This window comes from Microbacterium paraoxydans (assembly GCF_900105335.1).
GTDB classification, from domain to species: Bacteria; Actinomycetota; Actinomycetes; order Actinomycetales; family Microbacteriaceae; genus Microbacterium; species Microbacterium paraoxydans.
The window spans coordinates 3490676-3515543 of the sequence record NZ_LT629770.1; the positions used below are offsets into that span (position 1 = coordinate 3490676).

General features: G+C 70.5%; 25 protein-coding genes. 15 read left to right on the forward strand and 10 right to left on the reverse strand.

Annotation, left to right across the window (positions count from 1 at the left end; translation table 11 throughout):
- The first annotated feature begins 53 nt into the window (after window positions 1-53).
- From BLU02_RS16890 to BLU02_RS16900, 3 genes are all read left to right on the forward strand, one after another.
- The gene (locus BLU02_RS16890) at window positions 54-1346 is read left to right on the forward strand and encodes a PrsW family intramembrane metalloprotease (protein ID WP_083371065.1); all 1293 of its coding nucleotides are present in this window, start codon (window positions 54-56) and stop codon (window positions 1344-1346) included.
- 213 nt (window positions 1347-1559) lie between these two features.
- A complete protein-coding gene (locus BLU02_RS16895; RefSeq protein ID WP_025103196.1) occupies window positions 1560-1928 on the forward strand; it encodes an FKBP-type peptidyl-prolyl cis-trans isomerase in 369 nt (122 codons plus the stop codon).
- A gap of 177 nt (window positions 1929-2105) precedes the next feature.
- Entirely contained in the window at window positions 2106-2660 is a 555-nt protein-coding gene (locus tag BLU02_RS16900; protein WP_025103197.1) for a YceI family protein, read from the forward strand.
- A 31-nt stretch (window positions 2661-2691) separates the two neighbouring features.
- On the opposite strand, the gene BLU02_RS16905 is transcribed toward BLU02_RS16900, so the two are convergent.
- Window positions 2692-3987, reverse strand: coding sequence for an MFS transporter (locus tag BLU02_RS16905; RefSeq protein ID WP_060923363.1), 1296 nt, complete (start codon window positions 3985-3987; stop codon window positions 2692-2694).
- Window positions 3988-4172: 185 nt separating this feature from the next.
- Between BLU02_RS16905 and rpsO the strand changes: the two genes are divergently transcribed.
- Window positions 4173-4442 (forward strand): 30S ribosomal protein S15, encoded by a 270-nt coding sequence (gene rpsO, locus BLU02_RS16910; RefSeq protein ID WP_017203073.1) that lies wholly within the window; start codon window positions 4173-4175, stop codon window positions 4440-4442.
- 105 nt (window positions 4443-4547) lie between these two features.
- Here rpsO and BLU02_RS16915 read toward each other — a convergent pair whose 3' ends face one another.
- Entirely contained in the window at window positions 4548-5552 is a 1005-nt protein-coding gene (locus BLU02_RS16915) for an isopenicillin N synthase family dioxygenase (protein ID WP_060923362.1), read from the reverse strand.
- A 150-nt stretch (window positions 5553-5702) separates the two neighbouring features.
- Here BLU02_RS16915 and efeU point away from each other — a divergent pair, with 150 nt between their 5' ends.
- The 3 genes from efeU to efeB all read left to right on the forward strand — a co-directional run bounded on the left by efeU (window position 5703) and on the right by efeB (window position 9200).
- Complete coding sequence (gene efeU / locus BLU02_RS16920) at window positions 5703-6641, forward strand: iron uptake transporter permease EfeU (RefSeq protein WP_060923361.1); 939 nt, start codon at window positions 5703-5705, stop codon at window positions 6639-6641.
- Window positions 6638-7870, forward strand: coding sequence for an iron uptake system protein EfeO (gene efeO / locus BLU02_RS16925; RefSeq protein WP_060923360.1), 1233 nt, complete (start codon window positions 6638-6640; stop codon window positions 7868-7870). Before efeU ends, efeO begins: the two co-directional genes overlap by 4 nt.
- Before the next feature lie 67 nt (window positions 7871-7937).
- Window positions 7938-9200: an iron uptake transporter deferrochelatase/peroxidase subunit gene (gene efeB, locus BLU02_RS16930; RefSeq protein ID WP_167627869.1), complete on the forward strand. Its 1263-nt coding sequence runs from the start codon at window positions 7938-7940 to the stop codon at window positions 9198-9200.
- A 4-nt stretch (window positions 9201-9204) separates the two neighbouring features.
- On the opposite strand, the gene BLU02_RS16935 is transcribed toward efeB, so the two are convergent.
- A complete protein-coding gene (locus BLU02_RS16935; protein ID WP_060923352.1) occupies window positions 9205-10089 on the reverse strand; it encodes a serine hydrolase domain-containing protein in 885 nt (294 codons plus the stop codon).
- Window positions 10086-11216, reverse strand: a complete 1131-nt coding sequence (locus tag BLU02_RS16940) for an acyltransferase family protein (RefSeq protein ID WP_060923353.1) — start codon at window positions 11214-11216, stop codon at window positions 10086-10088. The genes BLU02_RS16935 and BLU02_RS16940 overlap by 4 nt, the downstream gene beginning before the upstream one ends.
- 111 nt (window positions 11217-11327) lie before the next feature.
- On the opposite strand from BLU02_RS16940, the gene BLU02_RS16945 reads away from it, so the two are divergent.
- Both BLU02_RS16945 and BLU02_RS16950 read left to right on the forward strand, forming a co-directional pair.
- Window positions 11328-12554 (forward strand): LLM class flavin-dependent oxidoreductase, encoded by a 1227-nt coding sequence (locus tag BLU02_RS16945; protein ID WP_025103205.1) that lies wholly within the window; start codon window positions 11328-11330, stop codon window positions 12552-12554.
- 1 nt (window position 12555) lies between these two features.
- The gene (locus BLU02_RS16950; protein ID WP_025103206.1) at window positions 12556-13200 is read left to right on the forward strand and encodes an FMN reductase; all 645 of its coding nucleotides are present in this window, start codon (window positions 12556-12558) and stop codon (window positions 13198-13200) included.
- Between the two features lie 109 nt (window positions 13201-13309).
- Here BLU02_RS16950 and BLU02_RS16955 read toward each other — a convergent pair whose 3' ends face one another.
- Together BLU02_RS16955 and BLU02_RS16960 are read right to left on the reverse strand one after the other, a co-directional pair.
- A complete protein-coding gene (locus BLU02_RS16955) occupies window positions 13310-13489 on the reverse strand; it encodes a DUF5302 domain-containing protein (protein WP_025103207.1) in 180 nt (59 codons plus the stop codon).
- A gap of 39 nt (window positions 13490-13528) precedes the next feature.
- Window positions 13529-14113 (reverse strand): DedA family protein, encoded by a 585-nt coding sequence (locus BLU02_RS16960; RefSeq protein WP_157547078.1) that lies wholly within the window; start codon window positions 14111-14113, stop codon window positions 13529-13531.
- A gap of 140 nt (window positions 14114-14253) precedes the next feature.
- Here BLU02_RS16960 and BLU02_RS16965 point away from each other — a divergent pair, with 140 nt between their 5' ends.
- Window positions 14254-16194 carry a GDSL-type esterase/lipase family protein gene (locus BLU02_RS16965; RefSeq protein WP_083371095.1) on the forward strand — a complete coding sequence of 647 codons (1941 nt, stop codon included), beginning with the start codon at window positions 14254-14256 and terminating at the stop codon, window positions 16192-16194.
- Between the two features lie 11 nt (window positions 16195-16205).
- On the opposite strand, the gene BLU02_RS16970 is transcribed toward BLU02_RS16965, so the two are convergent.
- Window positions 16206-17516, reverse strand: a complete 1311-nt coding sequence (locus tag BLU02_RS16970) for a UDP-glucose dehydrogenase family protein (RefSeq protein WP_060921088.1) — start codon at window positions 17514-17516, stop codon at window positions 16206-16208.
- Between the two features lie 359 nt (window positions 17517-17875).
- Between BLU02_RS16970 and BLU02_RS16975 the strand changes: the two genes are divergently transcribed.
- From BLU02_RS16975 to BLU02_RS16995, 5 genes are all read left to right on the forward strand, one after another.
- Window positions 17876-20149 (forward strand): polyribonucleotide nucleotidyltransferase, encoded by a 2274-nt coding sequence (locus BLU02_RS16975; protein WP_060921087.1) that lies wholly within the window; start codon window positions 17876-17878, stop codon window positions 20147-20149.
- Window positions 20150-20362: 213 nt separating this feature from the next.
- Window positions 20363-21391, forward strand: a complete 1029-nt coding sequence (locus BLU02_RS16980) for an aldo/keto reductase (RefSeq protein ID WP_060921086.1) — start codon at window positions 20363-20365, stop codon at window positions 21389-21391.
- Window positions 21392-21464: 73 nt separating this feature from the next.
- Window positions 21465-22067 (forward strand): histidine phosphatase family protein, encoded by a 603-nt coding sequence (locus tag BLU02_RS16985; RefSeq protein WP_025103212.1) that lies wholly within the window; start codon window positions 21465-21467, stop codon window positions 22065-22067.
- A 55-nt stretch (window positions 22068-22122) separates the two neighbouring features.
- Window positions 22123-22863: a 4-hydroxy-tetrahydrodipicolinate reductase gene (gene dapB / locus BLU02_RS16990; protein ID WP_060921085.1), complete on the forward strand. Its 741-nt coding sequence runs from the start codon at window positions 22123-22125 to the stop codon at window positions 22861-22863.
- The gene (locus BLU02_RS16995) at window positions 22863-23297 is read left to right on the forward strand and encodes a tetratricopeptide repeat protein (protein WP_082749918.1); all 435 of its coding nucleotides are present in this window, start codon (window positions 22863-22865) and stop codon (window positions 23295-23297) included. The genes dapB and BLU02_RS16995 overlap by 1 nt, the downstream gene beginning before the upstream one ends.
- A gap of 12 nt (window positions 23298-23309) precedes the next feature.
- Here BLU02_RS16995 and BLU02_RS17000 read toward each other — a convergent pair whose 3' ends face one another.
- From BLU02_RS17000 to BLU02_RS17010, 3 genes are all read right to left on the reverse strand, one after another.
- Window positions 23310-23735 carry an OsmC family peroxiredoxin gene (locus BLU02_RS17000; protein ID WP_060921083.1) on the reverse strand — a complete coding sequence of 142 codons (426 nt, stop codon included), beginning with the start codon at window positions 23733-23735 and terminating at the stop codon, window positions 23310-23312.
- Window positions 23736-23819: 84 nt separating this feature from the next.
- Complete coding sequence (locus BLU02_RS17005) at window positions 23820-24392, reverse strand: DUF4395 domain-containing protein (protein WP_060921082.1); 573 nt, start codon at window positions 24390-24392, stop codon at window positions 23820-23822.
- Window positions 24392-24826 (reverse strand): TlpA family protein disulfide reductase, encoded by a 435-nt coding sequence (locus tag BLU02_RS17010; protein WP_060921081.1) that lies wholly within the window; start codon window positions 24824-24826, stop codon window positions 24392-24394. The genes BLU02_RS17005 and BLU02_RS17010 overlap by 1 nt, the downstream gene beginning before the upstream one ends.
- Window positions 24827-24868: the final 42 nt, after the last annotated feature.

Genomic DNA, 24868 nt, shown 5'->3' on the forward strand with positions numbered 1-24868 from the left:
GGAGGAAGCCCCCAGAGCCCGGCGCGGATGCTTGTGCCCCATAAGCTTTGAGCATGACCTTCGGAGGACCGTCCGACCCCCAGCAGCCCGCCCGGTACACGCCGCCGTCCGCGCAGCCGAGTGCGTACTCCGCCGCGCAGTACGCGCAGTCGCCGTATCTGCCGCCGTCGTTCGGACAGCAGCCCGGCTATGCGTCGGCCCTCGCGCAGCCGACGCCCTACACGCCGCCGGCTCCCGTCGCGCCGTCGCCCGCGGAGTCGCTGCCGGCTCTCCCGGTGCCGAACAAGAAGGGCCGGACGATCTCGCTGTGGCTGTTCGGCTTCCTCGGGTTCCTCCTCCTGGCGCTCATCGGCTACTTCGGCTGGGCGCTCGGACCGACCGCATCGGTCATCGGGCTCGTCCTGGCGTTGATCCCGCTCACGATCGTCTTCCTCGGGGTGCGCATGATCGACCGGTGGGAGCCGGAGCCCAAGCGTCTCGTGGCGTTCGCCATCGCCTGGGGTGCCGTGGCCGCGGTCGGCCTCACGCTCCTCGTCGACATCGGCCTCACGATGCTGTTCGACATCCGCTCCGAGGAGTTCTCCGCGGTGGTCCAGGCTCCCATCGTCGAGGAGTTCTGGAAGGGCCTCGGGGTCTTCCTCATCTTCCTGCTCGCGCGGCGCTCCTTCGACGGTCCGGTGGACGGCGTCGTGTACGGGGCGCTTGTCGGCGCGGGGTTCGCGTTCACCGAGAACATCCAGTACTTCGCCATCAGCCTGATCGAGGGCGGCGGAGAGCAGCTCGGCGTCACCTTCATCGTGCGCGCGGTGCTGTCGCCGTTCGCCCACGCGATGTTCACCTCGCTGACCGGGTTCGCGATCGGCCTCGTGGCTCGCCGGCACGCTTCCGCGGGAGCGGCCGCCGGCGCGGGCCTGCTCGGCATGGTCGGGGCGATCCTCCTGCACGGCCTGTGGAACGGCTCGGCCACCTTCGCCGACTTCTTCGGGCTCTACTTCACCCTGCAGGTGCCGCTGTTCATCGGCTTCATCCTCGGGATCGTCGCGCTGCGGCGAGAGGAGGCGCGGCTCACGCGGGCGCGCCTGGCCGAGTACGCGGCCGCCGGCTGGTTCACGCCGGAGGAGGTCACGATGCTCGCCACGCCCGCCGGGCGCAAGGTCGGGCTGGCGTGGGCGGCGCAGCTGCGCGGCGACCGCCGGCCGCTGATGCGTGAGTTCATCAAGGACGCGACGGCGCTGGCGGCTGTCCGCCAGCGGGCGATCACCGGTCGCGACCCGCTCGCGGTCGAGGACGAGCGTGCCCTGCTGATCCGGACGAGGGCGGCACGAGCCGCGCTACTGGCCTACTGAGCGGCACGCCCGGAGACAGACTCAGCGCCCGGTGCTGCGGCGATGCCTGCATGTCTCCCGGGCGCTGAGTTGATCTGCCACCAGGGTGCACCCGGCCCCGGGGATGTGTCAAGGGTCTCCGTGACGGGCAGCCACGGCGGCTCGACGAGGTGTTCGCTGTGAGCAGGTGCGGTCGCGTTGACCGGGCGCGCGACGGTCGGGTTGGATGGAGCCATGACTGATCGCACAAAGCCCGAGTTCGACGCCCCGACCGGCCCTGCCCCCGCAGAACTGGTCATCCGCGACATCATCGAGGGTGACGGTGCCGAGGCCAAGCCCGGCGACACCGTGACCGTCCACTACGCCGGCGTGGAGTTCGAGTCCGGCGAGGAGTTCGACTCGTCGTGGGGTCGCGGCGAGACCATCCAGTTCCCGCTTCGCGGCCTGATCCAGGGCTGGCAGGACGGCATCCCCGGCATGAAGGTCGGCGGTCGCCGCGAGCTGATCATCCCGCCGCACCTCGCCTACGGCCCGGCCGGGGGAGGACACTTCCTCTCCGGCAAGACGCTGATCTTCATCATCGATCTCGTCGCCGTCGGCTGACATCCTCGTTCGGAAGCGCCCCGCCCCCTGTGGTGTGGGGCGCTTTCGACGTCTCCGGACTTTCTGCTCGTCACGGGAATACATGCGAGTGAATGTATGTTGTGGGAAGGGTGCCGCGGACGATCGCGGTGCCATCCCTTCGCCGCCGCCGCGGCCGACGTCTCCTGAGGAGCAACCATGAGCAGCATCGACATCCCCGGTTACCGCCCCGGCACCTGGGTCCTGGACCCGTCCCACAGCGAGGTGACCTTCAGCGTCCGCCACATGATGATCTCGAAGGTGCGCGGCACCTTCGGCGTGAAGAGCGCGACGCTCGTGGCCCCGGAGAACCCCCTCGACGCCAAGGTCGAGGCCTCGGTCGACGTGACCTCCGTCGACACGAAGGACGAGGGCCGTGACCAGCACCTCCGCTCCGCCGACTTCTTCGACACCGAGAACTTCCCGACCATGGACTTCGTCTCGACCGGCGCGCGCGTCGAGGGCGGCGACTTCCTCGTGGACGGCGACCTCACCATCCGGGGCATCACCAAGCCCGTCACCTTCGAGCTCGACTTCGGCGGCTTCGGCAGCGACCCGTGGGGCAACTACAAGGCCGGTGCCTCCGCCAAGACCGTCATCAACCGCGAGGACTTCGGCCTCACCTGGAACGCCGCGCTGGAGACCGGCGGAGTGCTCGTCGGCAAGGACGTCACGATCACGCTCGACCTCCAGGGTGCGCTGCAGCAGGACTGACGCGCGCAGACCTCTCCGAACCCCGGGCCCGTCAGGGCTCGGGGTTCTCTGCGTCGTAGGCGCGGAACCGCGGGTGCCGACGGGCGAGGAGGGCGACGAGGACGATCACGAGGATGCCGCCGAGCAGCGGGGGGAACCACAGCGACGTCAGCGTCGCGAGGGTCCCGGCGTAGAGGGCGCCGACGCGGGGGCCGCCGGTCACCACGACGACGAAGAGCCCCTGCAGGCGTCCGCGCATGGCGTCGGGTACCGCGGCCTGCATCATGGTGTTCCGATAGATCGAGCTGATGTTGTCCGAGGCGCCGGAGAGCGCGAGCGCCACGCAGGCGGCGACGATGAGCAGGACGTGCGGCCGGTCCTCACCGGCGGGCGTCGCGGAGAACGCGCCGATCAGGAGGACGACGCCGAACAGGGCGATCGCGGCGCCGTAGGCCTCGATGGCACGGGCGATCCCACGACCGTGCCACCGGTACTGCACCACGCGGCCGGAGAACAGGCTCGAGGAGAAGGTGCCGACGGCGACCGCGGCCGTGAGGATGCCGGTCGTGAACGCCCCGCCGCCGAGGATCACGGTGCCCAGCGCCGGGAAGAGCACGAGGGGCTGCCCGAAGGTCATCGCGATGATGTCCATGACGTACTGCATCCGGATGTTGCCCGCCCGTCGGAGGAAGCGCCAGCCGTCGACGAGTGAGGCGAAGCCGGGGCGCACGGTGTCGCCTTCGGGGCGCAGGGCGGGGAGGGTCCACAGTCCGAGGAACATCGACAGCATGAGCACGACGTCGATCGTGTACGTCCAGCCGTACCCGGTGAGGGCCACGAGGAGTCCGGCCAGCGCGGGGCCGGCCATGACCGTGAGTCCGAAGGCGACGCCGTTGAGCGCGGACGCGGCGGCGAGCATGCGGCGGGGGATGAGCCGGGGGACGATCGCCGTCCGGGTGGCCATGCCGACGGAGTTCGCCGCCGAATTCACGATGCTCAGCGCGTACAGCCACCAGATCGTCTCCGTCCCCGTCCACGTGAGCGCGGCGAGGAGCGCGGTGGAGGCGAACGTCACGGTGGCCGCGATCAGCGCGACCCGCCGGCGGTCGAACGCGTCGGCGAGCATGCCGCCGTACAGACCGGCGAGGATCATCGGGAGAAGGCCGGCGACGGCGATCATCGAGACGGCGAACGTGCTCTCGGTCAGTTCGAACACGTGCAGCATCACGGTCACGATGGTGAGCTGACCGCCGATGCCGGCGAGCGTCGAGCCGATCCACATCCGGGCGAAGGCCGGGCTCGCCTTCAGCGGGGTGAGGTCGATCAGATGGCCGCGTCGGGAGCTCACAGGGCGATCTTCTTCTGCACATCCCGAGCCTAGTTGACCGGTGGACCCCGGTCCGGACCCCGTGTCCCGCCGTGGTCGTTCGGGCTGGTAGACTCGTCAGGTTGCCGTTCGATCGGCCGCGGATAAAGAGAGCTCACGCATCAGGCGTCGGGCGCCGCGCAACAAGCAGAGAGGGGATCGAATCTATGGCACTGGAAGCAGACGTCAAGAAGGCGATCATCGAAGAGTACGCGACGCACCCCGGTGACACCGGATCCCCCGAGGTGCAGGCCGCGATGCTGACGCAGCGCATCAAGGACCTCACCGAGCACCTGAAGGAGCACAAGCACGACCACCACTCGCGTCGTGGTCTGTTCCTGCTCGTGGGTCAGCGCCGTCGTCTGCTCGGCTACCTCCAGAGCGTCGACATCGAGCGGTACCGCTCGCTGATCGCACGCCTTGGTCTTCGCCGATAAGGCACCACGGACCCAGCGTTCAATCGCGCAGAACATTCTTGAGAAGGCCGCCCCACGGTGTGGGGCGGCCTTCGTCATGTCCGGGATGACGCGTCGCGGAGCCTGTCAGGCGGGCGTCCGGACCAGATCGGGGTGGTGGATGGCCGCCACGTCGGGGTGCGCGCGCAGTCGCGACTTCATGGCGTTCTCGCCGTAGGTCGCGTGGATCGGATTGCTCGGGTCCTCGGTGATTCCGGTGGCCTCGGCGGCGAGGTCGGCGGGGAGCTCGAGCAACGGCAGCTGCTGGTCGAGGGCGGGGTTGAAGAAGAACGGGATCGAGATGCGCTCCTCGGGCGCCCGCGGCGAGATCACCCGATGGTTCGTCGCCTTGAGGTAGCCGCCGGTGGCGTACTCGAGCAGCTCGCCGATGTTGACGACGAAGGCGCCGGGCACCGGGGGAGCCGACACCCACTCGCCGTCACGCTCGACCTGGAGCCCGCCCTTGCCGGGCTCGACCCAGAGCAGCGTCAGCACCCCGGAGTCCTTGTGCGCGCCGACGCCCTGCTGCGGTTCCGGCTCGTTCGTGCCCGGGTACCGCACGATCTTGATCAGGGTCGACGGATCGCGGAACGTCTCGTCGAAGTAGGTCTCCTCGGCCCCGAGAGTGAGGGCCCAGGCGCGCAGGAGCTTGCGGGCGATCTCCGTCAGGGCGTCGTGCCACTCGGTGACGACCTGCTTCAGCTCGGGCTGGGCGGCCGGCCAGAGGTTGGGGCCGATGAGGCGGTTGAAGGCGGGGCCGTCGTCCACCGGCTCGCGCTCGGGGCCGATGTCGATCTGCTCGCGCCAGTCGACCTTGCCCTGCGTCCGTTCCCCGCCGATCCGGGTGTAGCCGCGGAAGTGCGGGCTGTTGACGTTCTCGATCGCGAGCTTGTCCTCCTCCGGCAGGGCGAAGAAGTCGAGGGCCGCCTGGTGCAGCCGCGCCTCGAGTTCCGGTGAGATCCCAGTGCCGGCGAGGTAGAAGAAGCCGACGTCGTGAGTGGCCGCGCGGAGGTCGTCGCGGAAGCGCGCCGCGGCCTCGGGGCCGTCGTCGAGCTGGGACAGGTCGAGGATGGGGAGCGAGAGTTCAGCCATGGACCGAGGCTATGTCGGGGATGTGGCCGGAGGACGCTCTGTTGCACTCCATTACCTCCGGCGGTGGTGTCGGGGCGGCGCCGGTCGCGGTGCTAGAGTCTCGGTGGTAAGGGATGCCTTACCTCAGTCGTCAGTCAGAGAGTGTCTCCCGTGCTCGCCACCTTCCTCATCGGACTCCGCGAGGGTCTCGAAGCCGCGCTCGTCGTCGGCATCCTCGTCGCCTACCTCCGCCGTCTCGGTCGGCGGGACGCGCTGCCCAAGATGTGGGCCGGGGTCGGTCTCGCGATCGCCCTCGCTCTGGGCATCGGCGCGATCCTGACCTTCGGAGCCTACGAACTGACGTTCCAGGCCCAGGAGCTGATCGGCGGCGGGTTGTCCCTCGTCGCGGTGGCGATGGTGACGTGGATGATCTTCTGGATGCAGCGCGCCGGCCGCACCATGAAGGCGACTCTGGAGGGCGGCATCGATCGCGCGCTGACGGTGGGTGGTCTCTGGGCGCTCATCGCGATCGGCTTCGTCTCCGTCGCCCGCGAGGGGATCGAGACCACGCTGCTGCTGTGGTCGATGGTGCAGTCCTTCGGCGACGCCCCCTCGGCCCTCGTCGGCGCGCTCCTGGGACTCTGCGTGGCCGTCGTGCTCGGCTGGCTCATCTCCCGCGGGGCGCTGCGCCTGGACCTGCGGCGCTTCTTCGCCTGGACGGGCGGCTTCCTCGTGATCGTCGCGGCAGGCGTCCTCGCCTACGCGCTGATGGATCTGCAGGAGGCCGGCGCGCTTCCCGGCCCGTTCACCGCCGCCGCTCCGCTCGACCCGGTCACCGGCGCCGTCGCCGTGGGCGCGGCCGGCTTCCCGTTCGGCTGGGCGTTCGACGTGTCGGCGGCGATCGCTCCCGGCGGCGCCCTGGCCTCCGTCCTGCAGGCCACGGTCGGCTTCATGCCCGCCATGACGTGGCTGCAGGTGCTCGCCTGGGGCCTCTACCTCCTCGTCGTGGGCGGGCTCTACCTCCGCGGCCTTCGCTCGGCACGCCCTTCGACGCGCGGTGCCTCCGCCGCCACCCCGACGTCCTCCCTCACACAGCAAGGAGCAGCATGATCACCTCGCACCGGGTCCTCGCCGCGGCAGCCGCCGCGGGTACCGCCGTCCTCCTCCTCAGCGGCTGCGTCGCGAAGAGCGATAGCCAGGCGACGGCGGCGTTCGACGTCTCGTCCACCGCCACGGACTGCGCCGTCTCCGCGTCCACCGCGAAGAGCGGGACGCTGACGTTCGATGTGAAGAACGACACCGACCAGGTCTCCGAGTTCTACCTGCTGGCGGAGGACGGACTGCGGATCGTCGGCGAAGTCGAGAACATCGCCCCGGCCGCGTCCCGCACCCTCACGGTGGTCGCCCAGCCGGGCGAGTACTTCACGCTCTGCAAGCCGGGCATGGTCGGCGACGGTGTCGGTCGGGCGGCGTTCACGGTGACCGGAGACCGCGTGGCGGTGGACGGCCCCGACGCCGAGCAGAAGCAGAAGGCCGTCGATCTCTACGGGGCGTTCGTGAAGGATCAGGTCGGGCAGCTCGTGCCGGCCGTGGAAGACCTCGTGGCCGCCTATGAGTCCGGCGACGACGAGACCGCCCGCACGCTCTTCCCCCAGACGAGGGCGTTCTACGAGCGCATCGAGCCCGTCGCCGAGGCGCTCGGAGACCTCGACCCGCGGATCGACTACCGAGAGGTCGATGCGGTGGCGGAGGGCCTGGACTGGACCGGGTTCCACCGCATCGAGAAAGACCTCTGGGTGCCGGCGAAGGACGCGCTGAACGCCGACGGAGAGACCCCGGCATGGCAGGACTGGACGCCGTCCACGCCCGCGGAGCGCGCCGATTACGGCGACCTGCTCCTGGCCGACGTGCAGGAGCTGTACGACTACGTGCACTCGGACGACTTCACCGCCGCGTTGGACGACCAGGGGATCGGCGGCATCTCGAACGGCGCGATCGCACTGCTCGACGAGGTGGCCACCGGCAAGATCTCCGGTGAGGAGGACTGGTGGTCCGGCACGGATCTCTTCGACTTCGCCGCGAACGTCGAGGGATCCAAGATGGCCTTCTCACTGGTGCAGGACTTCGCCGCGGCGCAGGGCGACGACGGCGAGGCCCTCGTCTCCGAGATCGAGACCGGATACACCGCCCTCGAGGAGTCCCTCGCCGCGCACGGCTCGCTCACGAAGGGTTTCGTCGGCTACGGCGAGCTGACCGAAGCGGACAAGCGGGAGTTCACCGACCTCATCAACGCGCTCGCCGAGCCGCTCTCGCAGCTCACCGGCACGGTGCTCGACTGACGACGGCACACGGAGGAGCACGGACGTGAACGAGTCGGAATCCGTCGCCCGGGAGGCGCCGGCGGTCCTGCCGTCGGAGCCCTCCGGCGGTGGTCTCAGCCGCCGAGGGCTGCTCGGGCTGGCCGTCGGCGGTGGCGTCGCGGGGCTGGCCGTCGGCCTGGGGGCCGGGACGGCCGGAGGCATGGCGCTCGGGCGTGCGCGCGCCGCCGAGGACGCCGAGTCGCGGTACGAGTTCTTCGGCGCGCACCAGGCCGGCGTCACGACGCCGGTGCAGGACCACCTGCACTTCGCGAGCTTCGACATGATGCCCCGCACCGACCGGGACGACCTCATCTCCCTGTTGCAGGACTGGTCGTACGCCGCGGCGCGGATGACGCAGGGGCTGGAGGTGAGTGCGAGCGGCGCGGTGAACGGCCCCGCCGAAGCGCCCCCGGATGACACGGGGGAGGCGCTGGGGCTCCCCGCCGCGGGCCTGACCCTCACGTTCGGGTTCGGTCCGGGGCTGTTCGAGAACGAGGACGGCGATCGCTACGGTCTCGCAGCGCGGCGCCCGCCCGGCCTCGAACGCCTCCCCGCCTTCCTCGGGGACGACCTCGATCCCGCAGCGTCGCACGGCGACCTGTGCATCCAGGCCTGTGCCGACGACCCCCAGGTCGCCGTGCACGCGATCCGCAACCTCAGCCGCATCGCGTTCGGACGGGCGCGCCTGCGCTGGTCACAGCTCGGATTCGGCAAGACCTCGCGCACGACGGCAAGCCAGGCCACGCCCCGGAACCTCTTCGGCTTCAAGGACGGCACGGCCAACATCCTCGCCGACGACACCGCGGCGCTCGCCGAGCACGTCTGGGTCGCCGAGGGTGACGAGCCGTCCTGGATGGCCGGCGGTTCGTATCTGGTCGCCCGGAAGATCGCCATGCTCATCGAGACCTGGGACCGGGTGCGCCTCTCCGAGCAGGACACGATCATCGGACGGGACAAGGGGGTCGGGGCGCCGCTCTCCGGAGGCGACGAGTTCACGGCGCCTGACTTCCGCGGCACGAAGATCGATGCGAACAGTCACGTCCGGCTCGCGCATCCGGAGCAGAACGACGGCATCCGCATCCTGCGCCGCGGCTACAACTACGTCGACGGCAACAACGCCCTCGGACGACTCGACGCCGGGCTGTTCTTCCTGTCCTACCAGCGTGATCCCGCCCAGTTCATCAGCCTGCAACGCCGGCTGTCGACCGATCGTCTCAACGAGTACATCCGTCACGTGGGCTCAGGCATCTGGGCCATCCCCCCGGGAGCGCGACCGGGCTCGTACGTGGGGGCGGAGCTGTTCGCCTGAGCACTCAGCCGGCGGCGACGTCTTCGAGGACGGCGACGGCGTCCGCAGCGAACGCATCCGCTCCGGCGTGATCGTGAGCGGTCACCGTCACCACCGCGTCGTCGAGGAAGAGCAGCAGCTGGCCGTGGGCCCCGTGCAGCCGCCACGCTCGTCCCGGACCCTGCCAGCCCGCGAGCGCGTAGCGGTCGTAGCCCGGGTTGACGCCCGCGATGACGCCGTCCTCGTGCATGGCGTCGATCCACTCCGGGGCGACGAGTCGACGTCCCTGCCAGGAGCCACGATCGCGGATGAGCAGCCCCAGGCGCGCGACCTCCTCGGTGCGGAGCGGCAGGCCACCCCCCGCCTCGATGCGGCCGTTCGGGCAGCGGGACCACGCCACGTCCTCGATGCCGAGCGGGGCGAACAGGCGGGTCGAGAGGTAGTCGCCGACATTGCCCACCCGGGTCGCGAGGGCGGTCATGGCGGTGTAGGTGCTCGCGTTGGAGTACTGGAACACGCGGCCGCGTGATGGCCGTCGCAGGAACTCCCGGGCCAGATCCGGCCAGTCCGTCATCAGCGTCTCGGACCACGGCAGGTCGATGCCGCTCGACATCGACAGCAGGTGACGCAGGGTGATGTGAGCGACACCCTCGCCGAGTTCGTGGTCCGGAAGGAGGGTGGCGACGGTGTCGTCCAGGCGGATCAGTCCGTCGTCGGCGGCGAGCGCGGCGGCCAGCACGCAGACGCCCTTCGCGATCGAGTGCACGTCCTCCCGGACGTCGGGTGTCCAGCGGTGACCCGCGGTGTCGTCGCCGATGCGCACGTGAAGCCCGTGCGCGGCGAACCCCTGGGAGTCGGCGATGGCGACGAGCCGGTCCCGGACCTCGGATGCGGGGTGGGTGGCTGTCACCGCGGACGCCGGGATCCGGTCGGATCGTTCCGGCGGCCTTCCCGCGAGGCGAGCTCGGGGTCGGCGAACAGCCACCGCGGCCGCGGCTCCACGAGCGGACGGAACACCCGCCGCACGGGCTTGGTCGCGAGCAGCAGCGCGAGGACCACCGACAGCGCCGTGACCGCAGGGAGCCAGAACCAGGTCGGCTCGAGGTCGCGCAGCACGCCGCTCTCGCGGAACGGGTAGAGCACGAAGGAGTGCAGGAGGTAGACGTACATCGTGTACTGGCCGAACGTGGTCCACCAGTACGCGCCGCGCGGGATGAGGGCGAAGAAGGCGGCGCACAGCACGACCGCCAGCAGCATGAGCAGGATGCGGATGCCGCCGGCCCACCACTGATCGCCGACGAGGTCGACGTAGGAGTCTTCGTAGAACAGCCAGTGCCGCAGGTCGACTGCCTGCCACAGCGGCAGCCAGTTCCACGCCGCCCATCCGGCCGAGCCGAGGACGACGAGCGCGAGGACGCGGCTCCACCACGGGCGGACGTCGAGGAGGCGGAGGCGGTCGACGACGTTCCGCTCCCGGAGCCACCAGCCCAGGGTGAAGAACGGCAGCAGCCCCAGGGTCCGGGAGAGCGAGAACGTGCTGTCGACGTTCGGCAGGTAGCCGGCGCCGATGGAGATCACGATCGTCCACAGCAGCGGCCAACGCAGCAACGCGAGGTAGGGGAGGACGAGACGGAAGATCCCGAGCGCGAGCAGGAACCAGAGCGTCCAGCTGGGCTGGGTCGGATTCGGGGTGGTCTCTCCCTCCACGAGCCACTTCGTGAGCGTCCAGAGCGCCTCGAAGATGACGTAGGGCAGGATGATGTCGGTGATGACGCGGGCCATCTGCGTCCGGGTGGGGGAGCCCGACTTGGAGAAGTAGCCCGAGATGATGGCGAACGCCGGCATGTGGAACGCGTAGAGCGCCAGATAGAAGGCGAAGGCGATGTCCGAGTCGTAGCTGAGGCGCTGGATGGCGTGACCCAAGACCACGAGGACGATGCAGGCGTATCGCGCGTTGTCCCAGAAGGGCACGCGTCGGCGTTTGCGGGCGACCGGCCCCGTGTGGGGCCCCGTCGTCCCGACTCCGGTGGTGCTCATTCTCCGAGGCTACCGGCCGGGAATAAAGTTGCCCTGCACGCGTTGACCCAATTACATGCAAATGAATAGAACCGGATGTCGAGCATCCGATTCGGAGAACACGGAGCAATCATGAGCGAGCAGTCAGGCGCGCAGGCGATGCAGTTCGGCATCATGTCGGTCAGCGACATCACCCGCGACCCCACCACGGGAGTCACCCCCAGCGAGCAGGAGCGGATCAAGGCGACGCTGGCCATCGCCACGCACGCCGAGGAGGTGGGCCTCGACGTCTTCGCCATCGGCGAGCACCACAACCCGCCGTTCTGGTCGTCGAGCCCCACGACGTTCCTCGCCGCGCTCGCCGCCCAGACGGAACGCCTCATCGTCTCGACCTCGACCACGCTGATCACGACGAACGACCCGGTGCGCATCGCCGAGGAGTACGCGATGCTGCAGCACGTCTCGGACGGCCGCATGGACCTCATGCTGGGCCGCGGCAACACCGGCCCGGTGTACCCGTGGTTCGGGCAGGACATCCGTCAGGGCCTTCCGCTCGCGATCGAGAACTACGCGCTGCTGCACAAGCTGTGGCGTGAGGACGTCGTCGACTGGGAGGGCAAGTTCCGCACCCCGCTGCAGGGCTTCACCTCGACACCCCGTCCGCTCGACGGCATCGCCCCGTTCGTGTGGCACGGCTCCATCCGCACCCCGGAGATCGCGGAGCAGGCCGCCTACTACGGCGACGGCTTCTTCGCGAACAACATCTTCTGGCCGAAGGAGCACTACCAGCGGCTCATCGAGCTGTACCGTCAGCGCTTCGAGCACTACGGGCACGGCACGCGGGAGCAGGCGATCGTCGGTCTCGGCGGCCAGGTGTTCATGGCCGCGAAGTCGCAGGACGCGGTGAACCAGTTCCGCCCGTACTTCGACAACGCCCCGGTCTACGGTCACGGCCCCAGCATGGAGGACTTCACCGAGATGACCCCGCTGACGGTGGGATCGCCGCAGCAGGTGATCGACCGGTACGCGGCGATGCGCGAGCACTACGGCGACTACCAGCGCCAGCTGTTCCTCATCGACCACGCGGGTCTGCCGTTGAAGACGGTCCTCGAGCAGCTCGACATCCTCGGCTCCGAGGTCGTGCCGGTGCTCCGCAAGGAGCTCGCGAAGGACCGCCCGTCCACGGTGCCCGACGCGCCGACCCACGCCGCGCGCGTGCAGGCGACGTACGGCGACGGGCCCACGCGGCAGGCGCGCCCCGGTGCGAACCGCGGAGACAACCTCACCGGGGACTCGCCCTACCAGGACACGCCGGCGCCCGCGGGTGCCGCCTTCGGACTCGGCCGGAAGGAGGCCTGACATGACCACGCGTCGCATCGCCGTCGTCTCGGCGGGGCTGTCGAACCCGTCGTCCACCCGGATGCTCGCCGACCGGCTGGCCGCGGAGACCGTGAAGGCGCTCGCGGAGCGCGACATCGAGGCCACCGTCGACGTGATCGAGCTGCGCGACCATGCGCACGACATCACGAACAACATGCTCACCGGCTTCGCGCCCCCCGCACTCGAGACGGCGATCAACACCGTCGTCTCGGCCGACGCGCTGATCGCGGTCACCCCGATCTTCTCGACGAGCTACTCCGGGCTGTTCAAGTCGTTCATCGACGTGCTCGACCCGGACGCGCTCACCGGCAAGCCGGTGCTGATCGGGGCGAACGCGGGGACACCGCGGCACTCGCTCGCGATCGACTACGCGATCCGACCGCTGTTCGCCTACCTGCATGCCGAGGCCGTCTCGACGGGCGTCTTCGCGGCGTCGAGCGACTGGGGCGGCGCGGGGGACGACGTCGCGCCGCTGGCGAAGCGGGTCGAGAAGGGGGCGAGGGAACTCGCCGAGGCCGTCGCGCGCCGGGATGCCGCCGCGGTCGTCGACCCGTACGACCCCGCCACCTACCTGGGTGAGGGACGCTCCTTCGGTCACATGCTCGGCGGTCTCGCCGGAGAGTGACCCGAACGGCGGCCTGACAGCGACGTGCCCCGTGCCTTCCGGCGCGGGGCACGTTCGTGTCTGCGGAGGGGGATGCGGGAGCAGGAGACCGGCTCCCGCATCCTCGCGATCAACCGCTCTTGCGTCGGAACTCGCGCCGCGTCTGCGGGGCGTGGGCCGCGTGCACGGCGGAATCGCCGTCGAGGTGAGCCTCGCCCTGCCGGTGGTGCGCGTTCTTCTTCTCGAGCGCTTCCTTGAATTTGCGCTTCATGTCCTCGGAGGAGGAGCCGGCGCCTTCTTCGGTGCTCATGCTCCCGAGCCTAGAGCACGGCCGGACGGGCGGCGAGGGTCACCGCTCCCGCCTCCGTGTGAGTCGGTCGAGCCCGAGCCCCAGGGCGACGGCGAGTGCCACCGACACCGGGACGGCGACGAGAGGGCCCCCGGGCAGTACTGCGGCGACCATCGCTCCGACGGCGGCCTGGTAGCCCGCCCACCCGAGCGCGGCCAGGGTCACGAGTACCAGGTAGCGAGGGGGATGGATGCGGGAGGCGCCCGCCACGAGGTTGACGGCGAGCCGGGCGAACGGCACGAAGCGCGCGGTGAACAGCACCGTGGCCGTGCCGTGGTCCAGCCGATGGCGTGCCCAGGCGAGGGCCTGCCGGACGCGGTGCCCTCGCATCCAGCCCCAGCGCTCGGTGCCGACGACACGACCGATCAGATAGCAACAGGCGTCGCCGAGCACCGCTGCCCCCGCAGCGCAGAGCACCACCATCCAGAGCGCGGGCGTTCCGGTGGTCACCGCCACGGCGCCGAGGGCGGTCACGGCGATCTCCCCGGGGATGATGACGAAGAACGCGTCACCGAGCACGAGCAGGCTCATCGCGGCCAGGCTCCAGGGGCTGGCGAGGACGTCAGCGAGCAGGTCTGTCGACACGGGCGTCACTCTGCCCCGGGGCGGTGAACGGGAACCAACGCGCGGATAGCCGGTGACCCGTGATCCAGCATCCGGTGAACATCCGGTGCCCGACGCCGATTCCCCTCGGCGGGGACGGGGATCGCCGTCATCCTGAGGGTGTGAGAGTCGCGATCGTCACCGAGTCCTTCCTTCCGCACATGAACGGTGTGACCGGATCCGTGATGCAGATCCTCCGTCACCTGGAGCGCCGAGGGCATGAGTCCTGTGTGCTCGCTCCGGCCGCGATCGGAATCCCGGCGGAGCTGCACGGCGCGCCCGTCACGGCGATTCCCAGCGTCCCGCTCCCGGGGTACCGGGACGTCCGCGTGGGCGCGGCGACCACCCGGAGGATCGGCGCGGAGCTCCACCGCTTCCGTCCCGACGTCGTCCACCTCGCGTCGCCGTTCGCGCTCGGGTGGCGGGGCCTGCTCGCTGCAGAACGCGGGGGTGTCGGAACGGTCGCGGCATACCAGACCGACGTGGCCGCGTACACGGAGAGGTATCGCGTCGCGGTGACGACAGGGATCGCCCATGCCCACATCGCCCGACTGCACCGGAGGGCGACACTCACGCTCGCGCCGTCCACCGAGTCGGCACTGCAGCTGAGTCGGCTCGGCATCGACCGCATCCGGTCCTGGGGGCGGGGTGTGGACGCCGAGCTCTTCCACCCCTCGCGGCGCAGCGACGCGCTCCGGGCGGAGTGGGGAGCCGAGATCGTCATCGGCTACGTCGGACGCCTCGCCCCCGAGAAGCAGGTGGAGGATCTCGCCGCACTGCACGGCATCCCCGGCGCGCGTCTCGTCATCGTCGGAGACGGCCCCCGGCGGGAGCGGTTGCAGGAGCAGCTTCCCGACGCCCTCTTCCTCGGGCGGCTCGACGGGGAGGCGCTCGCCGCGGCGCTGGCCTCCTTCGACGTCTTCGTGCATCCGGGGGAGAGCGAGACCTTCGGGCAGACACTCCAGGAGGCCCATGCGAGCGGTGTCCCCGTGGTCGCCACAGGCAGAGGAGGCCCGCTCGATCTCGTCCGACCCGGCGTCGACGGATGGCTGTACCGACCAGGAGACCTCGCAGACCTCCGCCGTCGCGTGACCGATCTCGCCGGAGACGAGCGCCGGCGTCGGGCGTTCGGGGAGGCGGGCTGGAGCGCGGTGCAGGGCCGGAGCTGGGCGCACCTCGGCGATCAGCTCCTGGATCACTTCGAGGAGGCGCGGACGCTGCACGCCGTGGACCGTCGGCTGCGCGCTCGCCGCCTCGTCCGGCCGGAGCCGGCCCCGCCCGCCCCCTCGCGCCGCTGGCGACGGATCGTCGCCCTCGGCGACTCGGTGACCGAGGGGCTCTGCGATCCCGGACCCGACGGGGCGCTCCGCGGGTGGGCGGACCGGCTCGCGCTGCTCCTCGCCGCGCGGGGAGGCCTCCACTACGCGAACCTCGCGATCCGGTCGAAGCGGGTGTCCGACGTGTGCGGACCGCAGCTGGAGCGGGCGCGCGAACTCCGCCCCGACCTGGTCACCGTCCTGGTGGGTGCCAACGATCTCGTGAGGCACCGCGTCGACGTGCCCGCGCTCGCCGCGAGTCTGGAGACCGCGGTGCGGCGGCTGCGCGCGACCGGTGCCGACGTGATCCTGGTCACGCCGTTCCTGCCGGCCCGTCGCGCGGCGGCGCTGTACACGCGGCGCTTCTCCGCCTTCGCCACGGCGCTCGCCGGTGTCGCGGCGCGGACCGGTGCGATCCTCATCGACACCGATCTGCTCCCGGCGCTGGGGGAGCGACAGCACTGGGGCGAGGACCTCGTGCATCTCGGCAGTCGGGGCCACCGGGTGCTCGCCTATCGCGTCGCGGAGGTGCTCGGGGTGCCGCACGCCGACGCGCTGGGAGCGCTGGATGCGGCGTTGCACGAGAACGAGCCGATCGGACGCGCGGCCTGGTGGCGGCAGTACGCGCTCCCGTGGGTGTGGCGACGACTCCACGGCCGCGCGGCGGGGGACGGGCGTCGGGCCAAGCACGACGACTACGTCTACCTCGGACGCTCCACTGTGCGGCAGGACGCGAGCGTGGTCTGACCGACGGGGCCTCAGCGTCGTCCCATCCCGAGGTAGGTCCAGCCGGCAGCCCGCCACGCGTCGGCATCCAGACAGTTCCGCCCGTCGATCACGATGCGGCCCCGCACGAGCCCGCCGGCGTGCTGGGGACGGAGCTCCCGGCGGTACTCGTCCCACTCCGTGACGACGACGACCGCATCCGCGTCCCGCAGGGCCTCGTCCCTGGACGAGGCGTACCCGAGCTGCGGATGTCGTTCGCGGGCGTTCTCGATCGCCGCGGGATCCGTCACCACGACATCGGCCCCCAGTCCCCGCAGCCGCACGGCGACCTCCAGGGCGGGAGAGTCGCGGACGTCGTCGCTGAAGGGCTTGAAGGCCGCACCGAGGACGGCGATCCTCCGCCCGAAGACGAGGCCGCCGAGCGCATCCACCACGAGGCGCACCGCCCGATCCCGTCGGCGGAGGTTGATGGCGTCCACCTCGTGCAGGAACCCGACGGCCTCCCCGCGTCCGAGCTCCTCGGCGCGCGCCGCGAACGCGCGGATGTCCTTGGGCAGGCAGCCGCCCCCGAACCCGATTCCCGAGCCGAGGTAGCGACGGCCGATGCGCGGGTCGTGTCCGAGTGCTTCGGCGAGGAGGGTGACGTCCGCTCCGGCCGCCTCGGCGATCTCGGCCATGGCGTTGATGAACGAGATCTTCGTCGCGAGGAACGCGTTGGCGGCGCCCTTCACGAGCTCCGCGGTGGCCAGGTCGGTGACGAGGAAGGGCGCGCCCGCGTCGATCGCCGCGGCGTACACGCGGCGGAGCAGGTCGACGGCGGCGGCGCCCTGCGGGGTGTCCTCGACGCCGGCCACCAGACGGTCGGGGCGGAGGGTGTCGTGGACGGCCCAGCCCTCCCGGAGGAACTCGGGGTTCCAGGCGAGCGTCGCGCCGGTCTCCGCGATCCGACGGGCGAGACGGGCTGCGGTGCCCACGGGGACCGTCGACTTCCCGGCCACAACCGCCCCCGGTCGCAGGTGGGGGAGCAGCCCGTCGATCGCCGCGTCGACGAAGCGGAGGTCGGCCGCGGGCCCGGAGGCGGACTGCGGGGTACCGACCGCGAGGAAGTGCACCTCCGCCCCGGCAGCGGCCGCCGGATCAGCGGCGAAGCGCAACCGCCCTGACCGCACCCCGTCCTCGAGGAGCTCGGCGAGGCCAGGCTCGAAGAAGGGCGCGGCACCCGCGGTGAGGTCGGCGACCTTGCCCTCGTCCACGTCGATCCCCACGACATCGTGACCGAGCGAGGCCATCGCCGCAGCGTGCACCGCTCCCAGATACCCGCATCCGATCACTGACATCCGCATGCGCCCAGCACAGCCGAGCCGTCTCTCGCTCCGGCGCACGCACGGTGAACGCCGGGTGACGGTCGGGTGTCGGGACCGCGCCGAGCGCGGAACCCTCGGGTCTTGACGGACACGCTGGTAGTGTGGTCGAGGGTGACTCCGGTCACCCGACAATTTCACATCGACTCATGGAGCGATCGGCGGAGAAGCTGGTCCCCTGTGGTGGGTTCCTCGGCGCACGTCGGGTGGCTTTCTACTGGTGGCCAGCGCAGGCGAGATTCGCGGGAATGCCCGCGCGCCCGAACCCTTCCGTTCCGCTCCTTTGAACACGCTCGCGCGTCACACGGATTCGCGAGTCTAAACAAAGAAGGAGAGACCTCTTGGAAGGTCCTGAAATCACCGCCACCGAGGCCGTTCTCGACAACGGCCGCTTCGGCACCCGCACCATCCGCTTCGAGACCGGCCGCCTCGCGCAGCAGGCTCAGGGCGCCGTCGCCGCCTACCTGGACGGCGAGACCATGCTCCTGTCGGCCACGAGCGCGGGCAAGCACCCGCGAGAGGGCTTCGACTTCTTCCCGCTGACGGTCGACGTCGAGGAGCGCTCCTACGCCGCCGGCAAGATCCCCGGCTCGTTCTTCCGTCGCGAGGGTCGTCCCTCGACCGAGGCGATCCTGGTCTGCCGTCTGATCGACCGTCCGCTGCGCCCGTCGTTCGTCGACGGCCTGCGCAACGAGGTCCAGATCGTCATCACGGTCCTCTCGATCGCGCCGGGCGAGTTCTACGACGCCCTCGCGATCAACGCCGCGTCCGCGTCCACCCAGATCTCGGGTCTGCCGTTCTCGGGTCCCGTCGCCGGTGTGCGCCTCGCGTTCATCCCCGGTCACGGTCAGCACGAGGACCAGTGGGTCGCGTTCCCGACCGCCGAGCAGGTCTCCGAGGCCGTGTTCGACCTCATCGTCGCCGGCCGCGTGGTCACCAAGGCCGACGGCTCCGAGGACGTCGCGATCATGATGGTCGAGGCGGAGGCGACCGAGGGCAGCTGGAACCTGATCAAGGCCGGTGCCACCAAGCCCGACGAGACCATCGTGGCCCAGGGCCTCGAGGCCTCGAAGCCGTTCATCGCCCAGCTCGTCAAGGCCCAGGCCGAGCTCGCCGCCACCGCGTCGAAGGAGCCGGGCGTCTACCCGGTCTTCCCCGCGTACAGCGACGAGGTCTACGACTTCGTGTCCGAGCGCGCGTTCGCCGAGCTGAGCGACGTCTACCAGATCGCCGACAAGACCGAGCGCCAGAACGCCGACGACGCGATCAAGGACCGCGTCAAGGCCGAGCTCATCGAGGCCACCGAGGCGGGTTCGCTCCCGGCCGCGGCCCCGCTGGAGTTCTCCGCGGCGTACAAGTCCGTCACGAAGAAGATCGTCCGTGGTCGCATCCTCACCGAGGGCACCCGCATCGACGGCCGCGGGCTGGCGGACATCCGTCCGCTCGACGCCGAGGTGCAGGTCATCCCGCGCGTGCACGGCTCCGCGATCTTCCAGCGCGGCGAGACCCAGATCATGGGTGTCACCACGCTGAACATGCTCAAGATGGAGCAGCAGATCGACTCGCTGTCGCCCACGACCAGCAAGCGCTACATGCACCACTACAACTTCCCGCCCTACTCGACCGGTGAGACCGGCCGCGTGGGTTCGCCGAAGCGTCGCGAGATCGGGCACGGCTTCCTCGCCGAGCGCGCACTGGTGCCGGTTCTGCCGAGCCGCGAGGAGTTCCCGTACGCGATCCGTCAGGTGTCCGAGGCGCTGAGCTCCAACGGCTCCACCTCGATGGGCTCCGTCTGCGCGTCGACCCTCTCGCTCCTCAACGCGGGTGTGCCGCTGCGCGCCCCCGTCGCCGGCATCGCGATGGGCCTCGTCTCCGACGAGGTCAACGGGGAGACGCGGTACGCGGCGCTGACCGACATCCTGGGTGCGGAGGACGCGCTCGGCGACATGGACTTCAAGGTCGCCGGCACGAGCGAGTTCGTCACCGCCATCCAGCTCGACACGAAGCTCGACGGCATCCCGTCGTCGGTGCTCGCGGGCGCGCTGACCCAGGCCAAGGACGCTCGTCTGACGATCCTCAACGTCCTGAACGCCGCGATCGACGCTCCCGACGAGATGGCACCCACCGCGCCGCGCGTCATCAGCGTCCAGATCCCGGTCGACAAGATCGGCGAGCTGATCGGCCCGAAGGGCAAGACGATCAACGCGATCCAGGACGAGACCGGCGCGCAGATCTCCATCGAGGAGGACGGCACCGTCTACATCGGCGCGACCGACGGCCCCTCGGCCGAGGCCGCCCGTGCCCAGGTCAACGCGATCGCCAACCCGACCAACCCGGAGGTCGGCGAGCAGTTCCTCGGCACCGTCGTGAAGATCGCCACCTTCGGCGCCTTCATCTCGCTGCTGCCGGGCAAGGACGGTCTGCTGCACGTCACCGAGGTGCGCAAGCTCGCCGGTGGCAAGCGTGTGGAGAACGTCGAGGACGTGCTCTCCGTCGGCCAGAAGATCCTCGTGAAGATCACGAAGATCGACGATCGCGGCAAGCTGTCGCTCGAGCCCGTGCTCGACGATGCGCCCGCTGCGGACGAGGCTCCGGCCGAGGACGCCGCCGAGTAAGACACGGATGACACGGAACCCGGGTCTCTCCGTCGGAGAGGCCCGGGTTCCGTCGTCTGTGCCGTGATCGAAACGTTATGGGAAGTTTGCGCGCCGTTCCCCGGATTGGTCGGGACGTTCGCGCACGTCGCATACCCTCGAAGTACGCACCGGGGGGTGCCAGCGAAGCAGTGATGTCGATCGGCTCCGGCCGATCACGGCGGGGGTGAGAGTATGCGGTTGTTCAGCGTAGGCGCAGGAACACCTGCTGAACGCGCCCCGCAGGAGCACGAGGACCACCCCTCCGCTCCCATCCCCATCGTCGGGCCCGGCGTGGGGGAGTCCATCCGCGCCGCCCTCGGCGAGACCGGGTACGAGACGTTCCCGCTCATGCTCGGCGCCGCGGAGTTCGGATGGAACGTCGATCTCGAGACGAGCCACGGCATCCTCGACCGCTACGTGGAGTTCGGCGGCAACGCCATCCATACCGCGGACGGGTTCTCCGGCGGGCGGAGCGAGCACATCCTCGGGCAGTGGCTGCGGTCGCGGGACCAGCGCGAGCGCGTCGTCCTGAGCGTGCGCATCGGAGCCCACGCCGACAACCCCGGCCTGGGATCGGTCAACCTCGTCCGTGCCGTCGAGGGGTCGCTGACCCGGCTCGGCGTCGAGCGCATCGACGTGCTGTACCTGGACGCCACGCTGGATGCGACGACCAACCTCGAGGACACCCTGGCCACGGTCGAGTGGCTCGTCGAGGCGGGGAAGATCGGGGCGCTCGGCGCGTACGGCTTCACGCCGGAGAGGCTCGTCGAGGCGCGGATCCTCGCGTCGGCGGGATATCCGCGCATCACGGTGATCGACACGCCGTACAACCTCGTCCGCCGGCAGCCGTTCGAGGGCGACCTGCGGCTCGTCGCCGGCGCGCAGAACCTCGCCGTGACGCCGTCCCACGCTCTGGAGCACGGATTCCTGTCCGGCCGTCACCGGACGAAGGCCCTCGCATCGCGCGGCGTCCGCGGCGAGCAGCTGCGGGGTCACCTCAACCGCCGCGGGACCAAGGTGCTGCGTGCGCTGGATCAGGTCGCGGCGGAGCTCGCCGTGCCTGTCGCGGCCGTGTCCATCGCATGGCTGCTCGCACAGCGCACGGTCGCCGCGCCGATCGTGAACACGTTCGCGACCGACCACGTCGACGAGCTGATGCAGGGCGCGGGGGTCACGCTGTCCCGGGTGCAGGTCGCCGACCTCACCCGCGCGGGCGCCTGAGCTCGCGGCGCCCGTGACATAGGGTGGAAGAGGAAGACCGGCGGATGCTGGCGATGAGGCGAGCGAGCGAGTTGTGACGCACTACATATATCTGGTCAGACACGGTGAACATCAGGATGCCGAGCACGGCCTCGCCGACGGACCGCTCTCCCCGCGCGGTCAGCGGCAGGCGGAGCTCATCGCGGACCGCCTGTCCGGCCTCCCGCTCGACGCCGTCTGGCACTCGCCGCTCCTGAGGGCCGCGGAGACGGCGAGAGCGATCGCCGGCCGACTCCCGTCCGTGGATCCGGAGCCCTCCGCTCTGCTCTTCGACTGCGTGCCGACGGGGATGACGGAGGAGACGCCGGCGGTGTTCGAGCCCTTCTTCGGCTCCGTGACCGAGGCGGAGATCGAGGCGGGCCGCGCGCAGATGTCGGATGCCGTCAACGAGTTCCTCGTGCGGAAGACCGGCGACGTGCACGAGGTGCTCATCACCCACAACTTCGTGATCTCGTGGTTCGTGCGTGAGGTCCTCGCCGCACCGGACTGGCGCTGGATGACCCTGAACCAGTCGCACTGCGGGTTGACGGTGATCGCACAGAAGCAGGGACGGCCGTGGACCCTGCTCACGCACAACGACACCGGCCATCTACCGATGGAGCTGCGGACGGGGATCCCGGACGCGCTGCTGGTCTGATCGACGCCTCCGCGCGCCGCGTCCCCCGGCCGACGCCCGGAAATAGACTGGACGTATGACCACGAAGGTAGCCCTCGTCGGCGGGACCGGAAAGCTCGGAACGATCATCGGCGCCGTGATCGCTGAGCTGGACGGCTTCGAGGTGAGCCGCGTCCTGACGTCGGCGAGTGACCTCTCGGAGCTCGCAGGCGCCGACCTCGTGATCGACGCCTCCACGCCGCAGGTCAGCATCGACGTGGTGCGCACGGCCGTGGAGCACGGGCTGAACGTCCTCGTCGCCACCTCCGGCTGGTCGGCGGAGCGGATCGCCCTCGTCCGTCCGCTCGTCGAGGCCGCCGACACCGGAGCGGTGTTCATCCCGAACTTCTCCCTCGGCTCCGTTCTCGGCTCGGCCCTCGCGGCGGCCGCCGCGCCCTACTTCGGCTCGGCGGAGATCGTCGAGGCGCACCGCGATACGAAGGTGGACTCGCCCAGCGGGACAGCCGTCCGCACGGCGGAGCTCATCGCCGCCGCGCGTGCGACCCAGGGTCCGGTGAGTGCGCCGCATGCAGACCAGCGCGCGCGGGGACAGCAGGTGGGCAGCGTGCCCATCCACTCGCTCCGCCGTCCCGGGGTGATCGCCAAGCAGGAGGTGATCCTCTCCGGACCGGGGGAGTCGCTGACCTTCACGCATGACACCACCGACCCGGCCCTGGCGTATGCGCCGGGGATCCGCCTGGCCGTGCCCTATACGGCCACCGCCACCGGCGTCGTGGTGGGCCTGGAGAACATGCTCGACATCGGCATCCGCTCGTGATGTCCCGGATCGGGGTCGGGCTGATGGCCGCGGCCCTCCTGCTCTACCTCGTCGTGGCCGGCTGGCTCGCCGTCATGTTCCTCGCCGTGGGGACGCCGGTCTCCATCGGGATGGGCATCACGCTCCTCGTGCTCGCACCCGTGGGCGGGTGGGCGCTGGTGCGCGAGATGCTCTTCGGCTTCGGCGCCGACCGGCTGGGGCGCCTGCTCGACGCTGAGGGCGGCATGCCGCCCGTGGAGACCGAGCTCACGCCCAGCGGACGCATCGCCCGCAAGGATGCCGATGCGCTCGTCGCGCGCTACACGGCGGAGGCGGAGGCGGCGCCGACCGACTGGCGGGCGCGCTATCGCCTCGGCGTCGTGCAGGATGCGGCGGGACGCCGCAAGGACGCCAGGGCGAGCATCCGACAGGCGATCAGCCTCTCCCGCGCCTGACGTCCACGCGGCTCAGGCGAGCGTCGCCTCGAGCGTGATCTCGATCCCCGCGAGAGCCTGGGACACCGGGCATCCGGTCTTCGCCCCCTCGGCGATCTCCTGGAACTTCTCCGCGGTCAGACCCGGCACCGTCGCGTTGACGTTGAGGTGGCTGCCGGTGATGCCGACGCCCGGCTTGAAGGTGACCGAGGCGCTGGTGTCGACGCGCTCCGGTGCGGTGCCGTTCTCGGCGAGTGCGTGCGAGAGCGCCATGCTGAAGCAGGAGGCATGGGCCGCGGCGATGAGCTCCTCCGGCGTCGTGGTCGTGTCGCTGCCCTCGCTGCGGGACTTCCAGTCGATCGGGAACGTCCCCAGATGTGAGGAGGAGAAGGCGACCGTGCCGGAACCCTCCGTGAGCGATCCGGTCCAGGTGGCGGCGGCTTCACTGGTGACGGGCATGGTTCCTCCGGTTCTGACGCCACCGGGGGAGCGGCGTCGCTTGGTCGCCAGCCTACCGAGCGACCGGGCCTTCGGGAACCGGCGTCAGGCGGCGCGGCGCGGTCGTCCGGTGAGCCCGACGCGCTGCAGCAGGAGGTAGAGCTGGCATCCGAGGCACAGTCCGAACACGGCGTTGAGGAAGGCGGCGAGGAACGCCGCGGCGGTGGCGATCGGAAGGGCCCACGGCACCCCGGCGAGGTGGAGCAGGAGGCCGAGTCCCACGACGACGAGACCCACGCCCTGGGCGAACCGCGGGGGACGGGGATCCTCCAGCTCTGCGGGCGGCGCGAGGCGCGGACGGACGAGGCGGCGGTAGAGGACGCCCCAGGGCGCGGTGGTGGGAGAGACGACGCCCCAGAGGAACAGGAGCGCGATCAGCGTGGCCAGGAGGAAGCCAGGGTCGAGCACGCGCGCGACGGGCCCCGCGGCGGAGACCGCCCAGCCGCCTCCTCCGATGAACGCGAACTCCGACGACGCCGTGAGCGCGAACCAGCGATCGGGGGTCCGCGCGGTGGAGATCCCGATGAGGGCCAGGAACGTCGCGATGGCGAGCAGGAGCGCGGTGATCCCGGCGGCGAAGCGGGGCCCGCGCGGATCGATTCCGGGGGGAGGGGTCATCATCTGCTCCAGACGGGGTCTGAGACGGCGGCGACGGCGTGGGTCAGGCTCTCCCGAGCGGGTATGCCCGCGAACCGGGCCCTGACGCGCCCGGTGGTGTCGAGCACGAAGGTGGTCGGTGTCTGCAGCACACGGTAGCGCGCCGAGAGATCCGGGCGGTGCGTGAGATCGATCTCGATGTGCGCGAGGCCGGCGTCCGCGGACGCATAGGAGCCGAGAAGACGACGCACCTGGGGGCAGCGGGCGCATGTCTCCGTGCTGAACTGCACGAGCGTCGCCGTGGCCCCCAGCGCCGCGCCCTCCGCATCAGCGGGATCGAACCGCAGGTCGCCGCCGTCGCGGCGGCGGCCCTCTCTCCCGCGGAGCACGAGCCCGACCACGGTGGCGAGCACCAGCAGCGCGGCCAGAGCGGCGAGAGCGAGCGCGGGGGACATCCCTCGAGGCTAGATCCGCGGCCGCGGGAGCGTCGCGATGTT

Coding starts and splice junctions, on each gene's coding strand:
- BLU02_RS16890 (WP_083371065.1), top strand. CDS start 54: ATGACCTTCGGAGGACCGTCCGACCCCCAGCAGCCCGCCCGGTACACG.
- BLU02_RS16895 (WP_025103196.1), top strand. CDS start 1,560: ATGACTGATCGCACAAAGCCCGAGTTCGACGCCCCGACCGGCCCTGCC.
- BLU02_RS16900 (WP_025103197.1), top strand. CDS start 2,106: ATGAGCAGCATCGACATCCCCGGTTACCGCCCCGGCACCTGGGTCCTG.
- rpsO (WP_017203073.1), top strand. CDS start 4,173: ATGGCACTGGAAGCAGACGTCAAGAAGGCGATCATCGAAGAGTACGCG.
- BLU02_RS16915 (WP_060923362.1), bottom strand. CDS start 5,552: ATGGCTGAACTCTCGCTCCCCATCCTCGACCTGTCCCAGCTCGACGAC.
- efeO (WP_060923360.1), top strand. CDS start 6,638: ATGATCACCTCGCACCGGGTCCTCGCCGCGGCAGCCGCCGCGGGTACC.
- BLU02_RS16940 (WP_060923353.1), bottom strand. CDS start 11,216: ATGAGCACCACCGGAGTCGGGACGACGGGGCCCCACACGGGGCCGGTC.
- BLU02_RS16945 (WP_025103205.1), top strand. CDS start 11,328: ATGAGCGAGCAGTCAGGCGCGCAGGCGATGCAGTTCGGCATCATGTCG.
- BLU02_RS16950 (WP_025103206.1), top strand. CDS start 12,556: ATGACCACGCGTCGCATCGCCGTCGTCTCGGCGGGGCTGTCGAACCCG.
- BLU02_RS16955 (WP_025103207.1), bottom strand. CDS start 13,489: ATGAGCACCGAAGAAGGCGCCGGCTCCTCCTCCGAGGACATGAAGCGC.
- BLU02_RS16970 (WP_060921088.1), bottom strand. CDS start 17,516: ATGCGGATGTCAGTGATCGGATGCGGGTATCTGGGAGCGGTGCACGCT.
- BLU02_RS16980 (WP_060921086.1), top strand. CDS start 20,363: ATGCGGTTGTTCAGCGTAGGCGCAGGAACACCTGCTGAACGCGCCCCG.
- dapB (WP_060921085.1), top strand. CDS start 22,123: ATGACCACGAAGGTAGCCCTCGTCGGCGGGACCGGAAAGCTCGGAACG.
- BLU02_RS16995 (WP_082749918.1), top strand. CDS start 22,863: ATGTCCCGGATCGGGGTCGGGCTGATGGCCGCGGCCCTCCTGCTCTAC.
- BLU02_RS17000 (WP_060921083.1), bottom strand. CDS start 23,735: ATGCCCGTCACCAGTGAAGCCGCCGCCACCTGGACCGGATCGCTCACG.
- BLU02_RS17005 (WP_060921082.1), bottom strand. CDS start 24,392: ATGACCCCTCCCCCCGGAATCGATCCGCGCGGGCCCCGCTTCGCCGCC.
- BLU02_RS17010 (WP_060921081.1), bottom strand. CDS start 24,826: ATGTCCCCCGCGCTCGCTCTCGCCGCTCTGGCCGCGCTGCTGGTGCTC.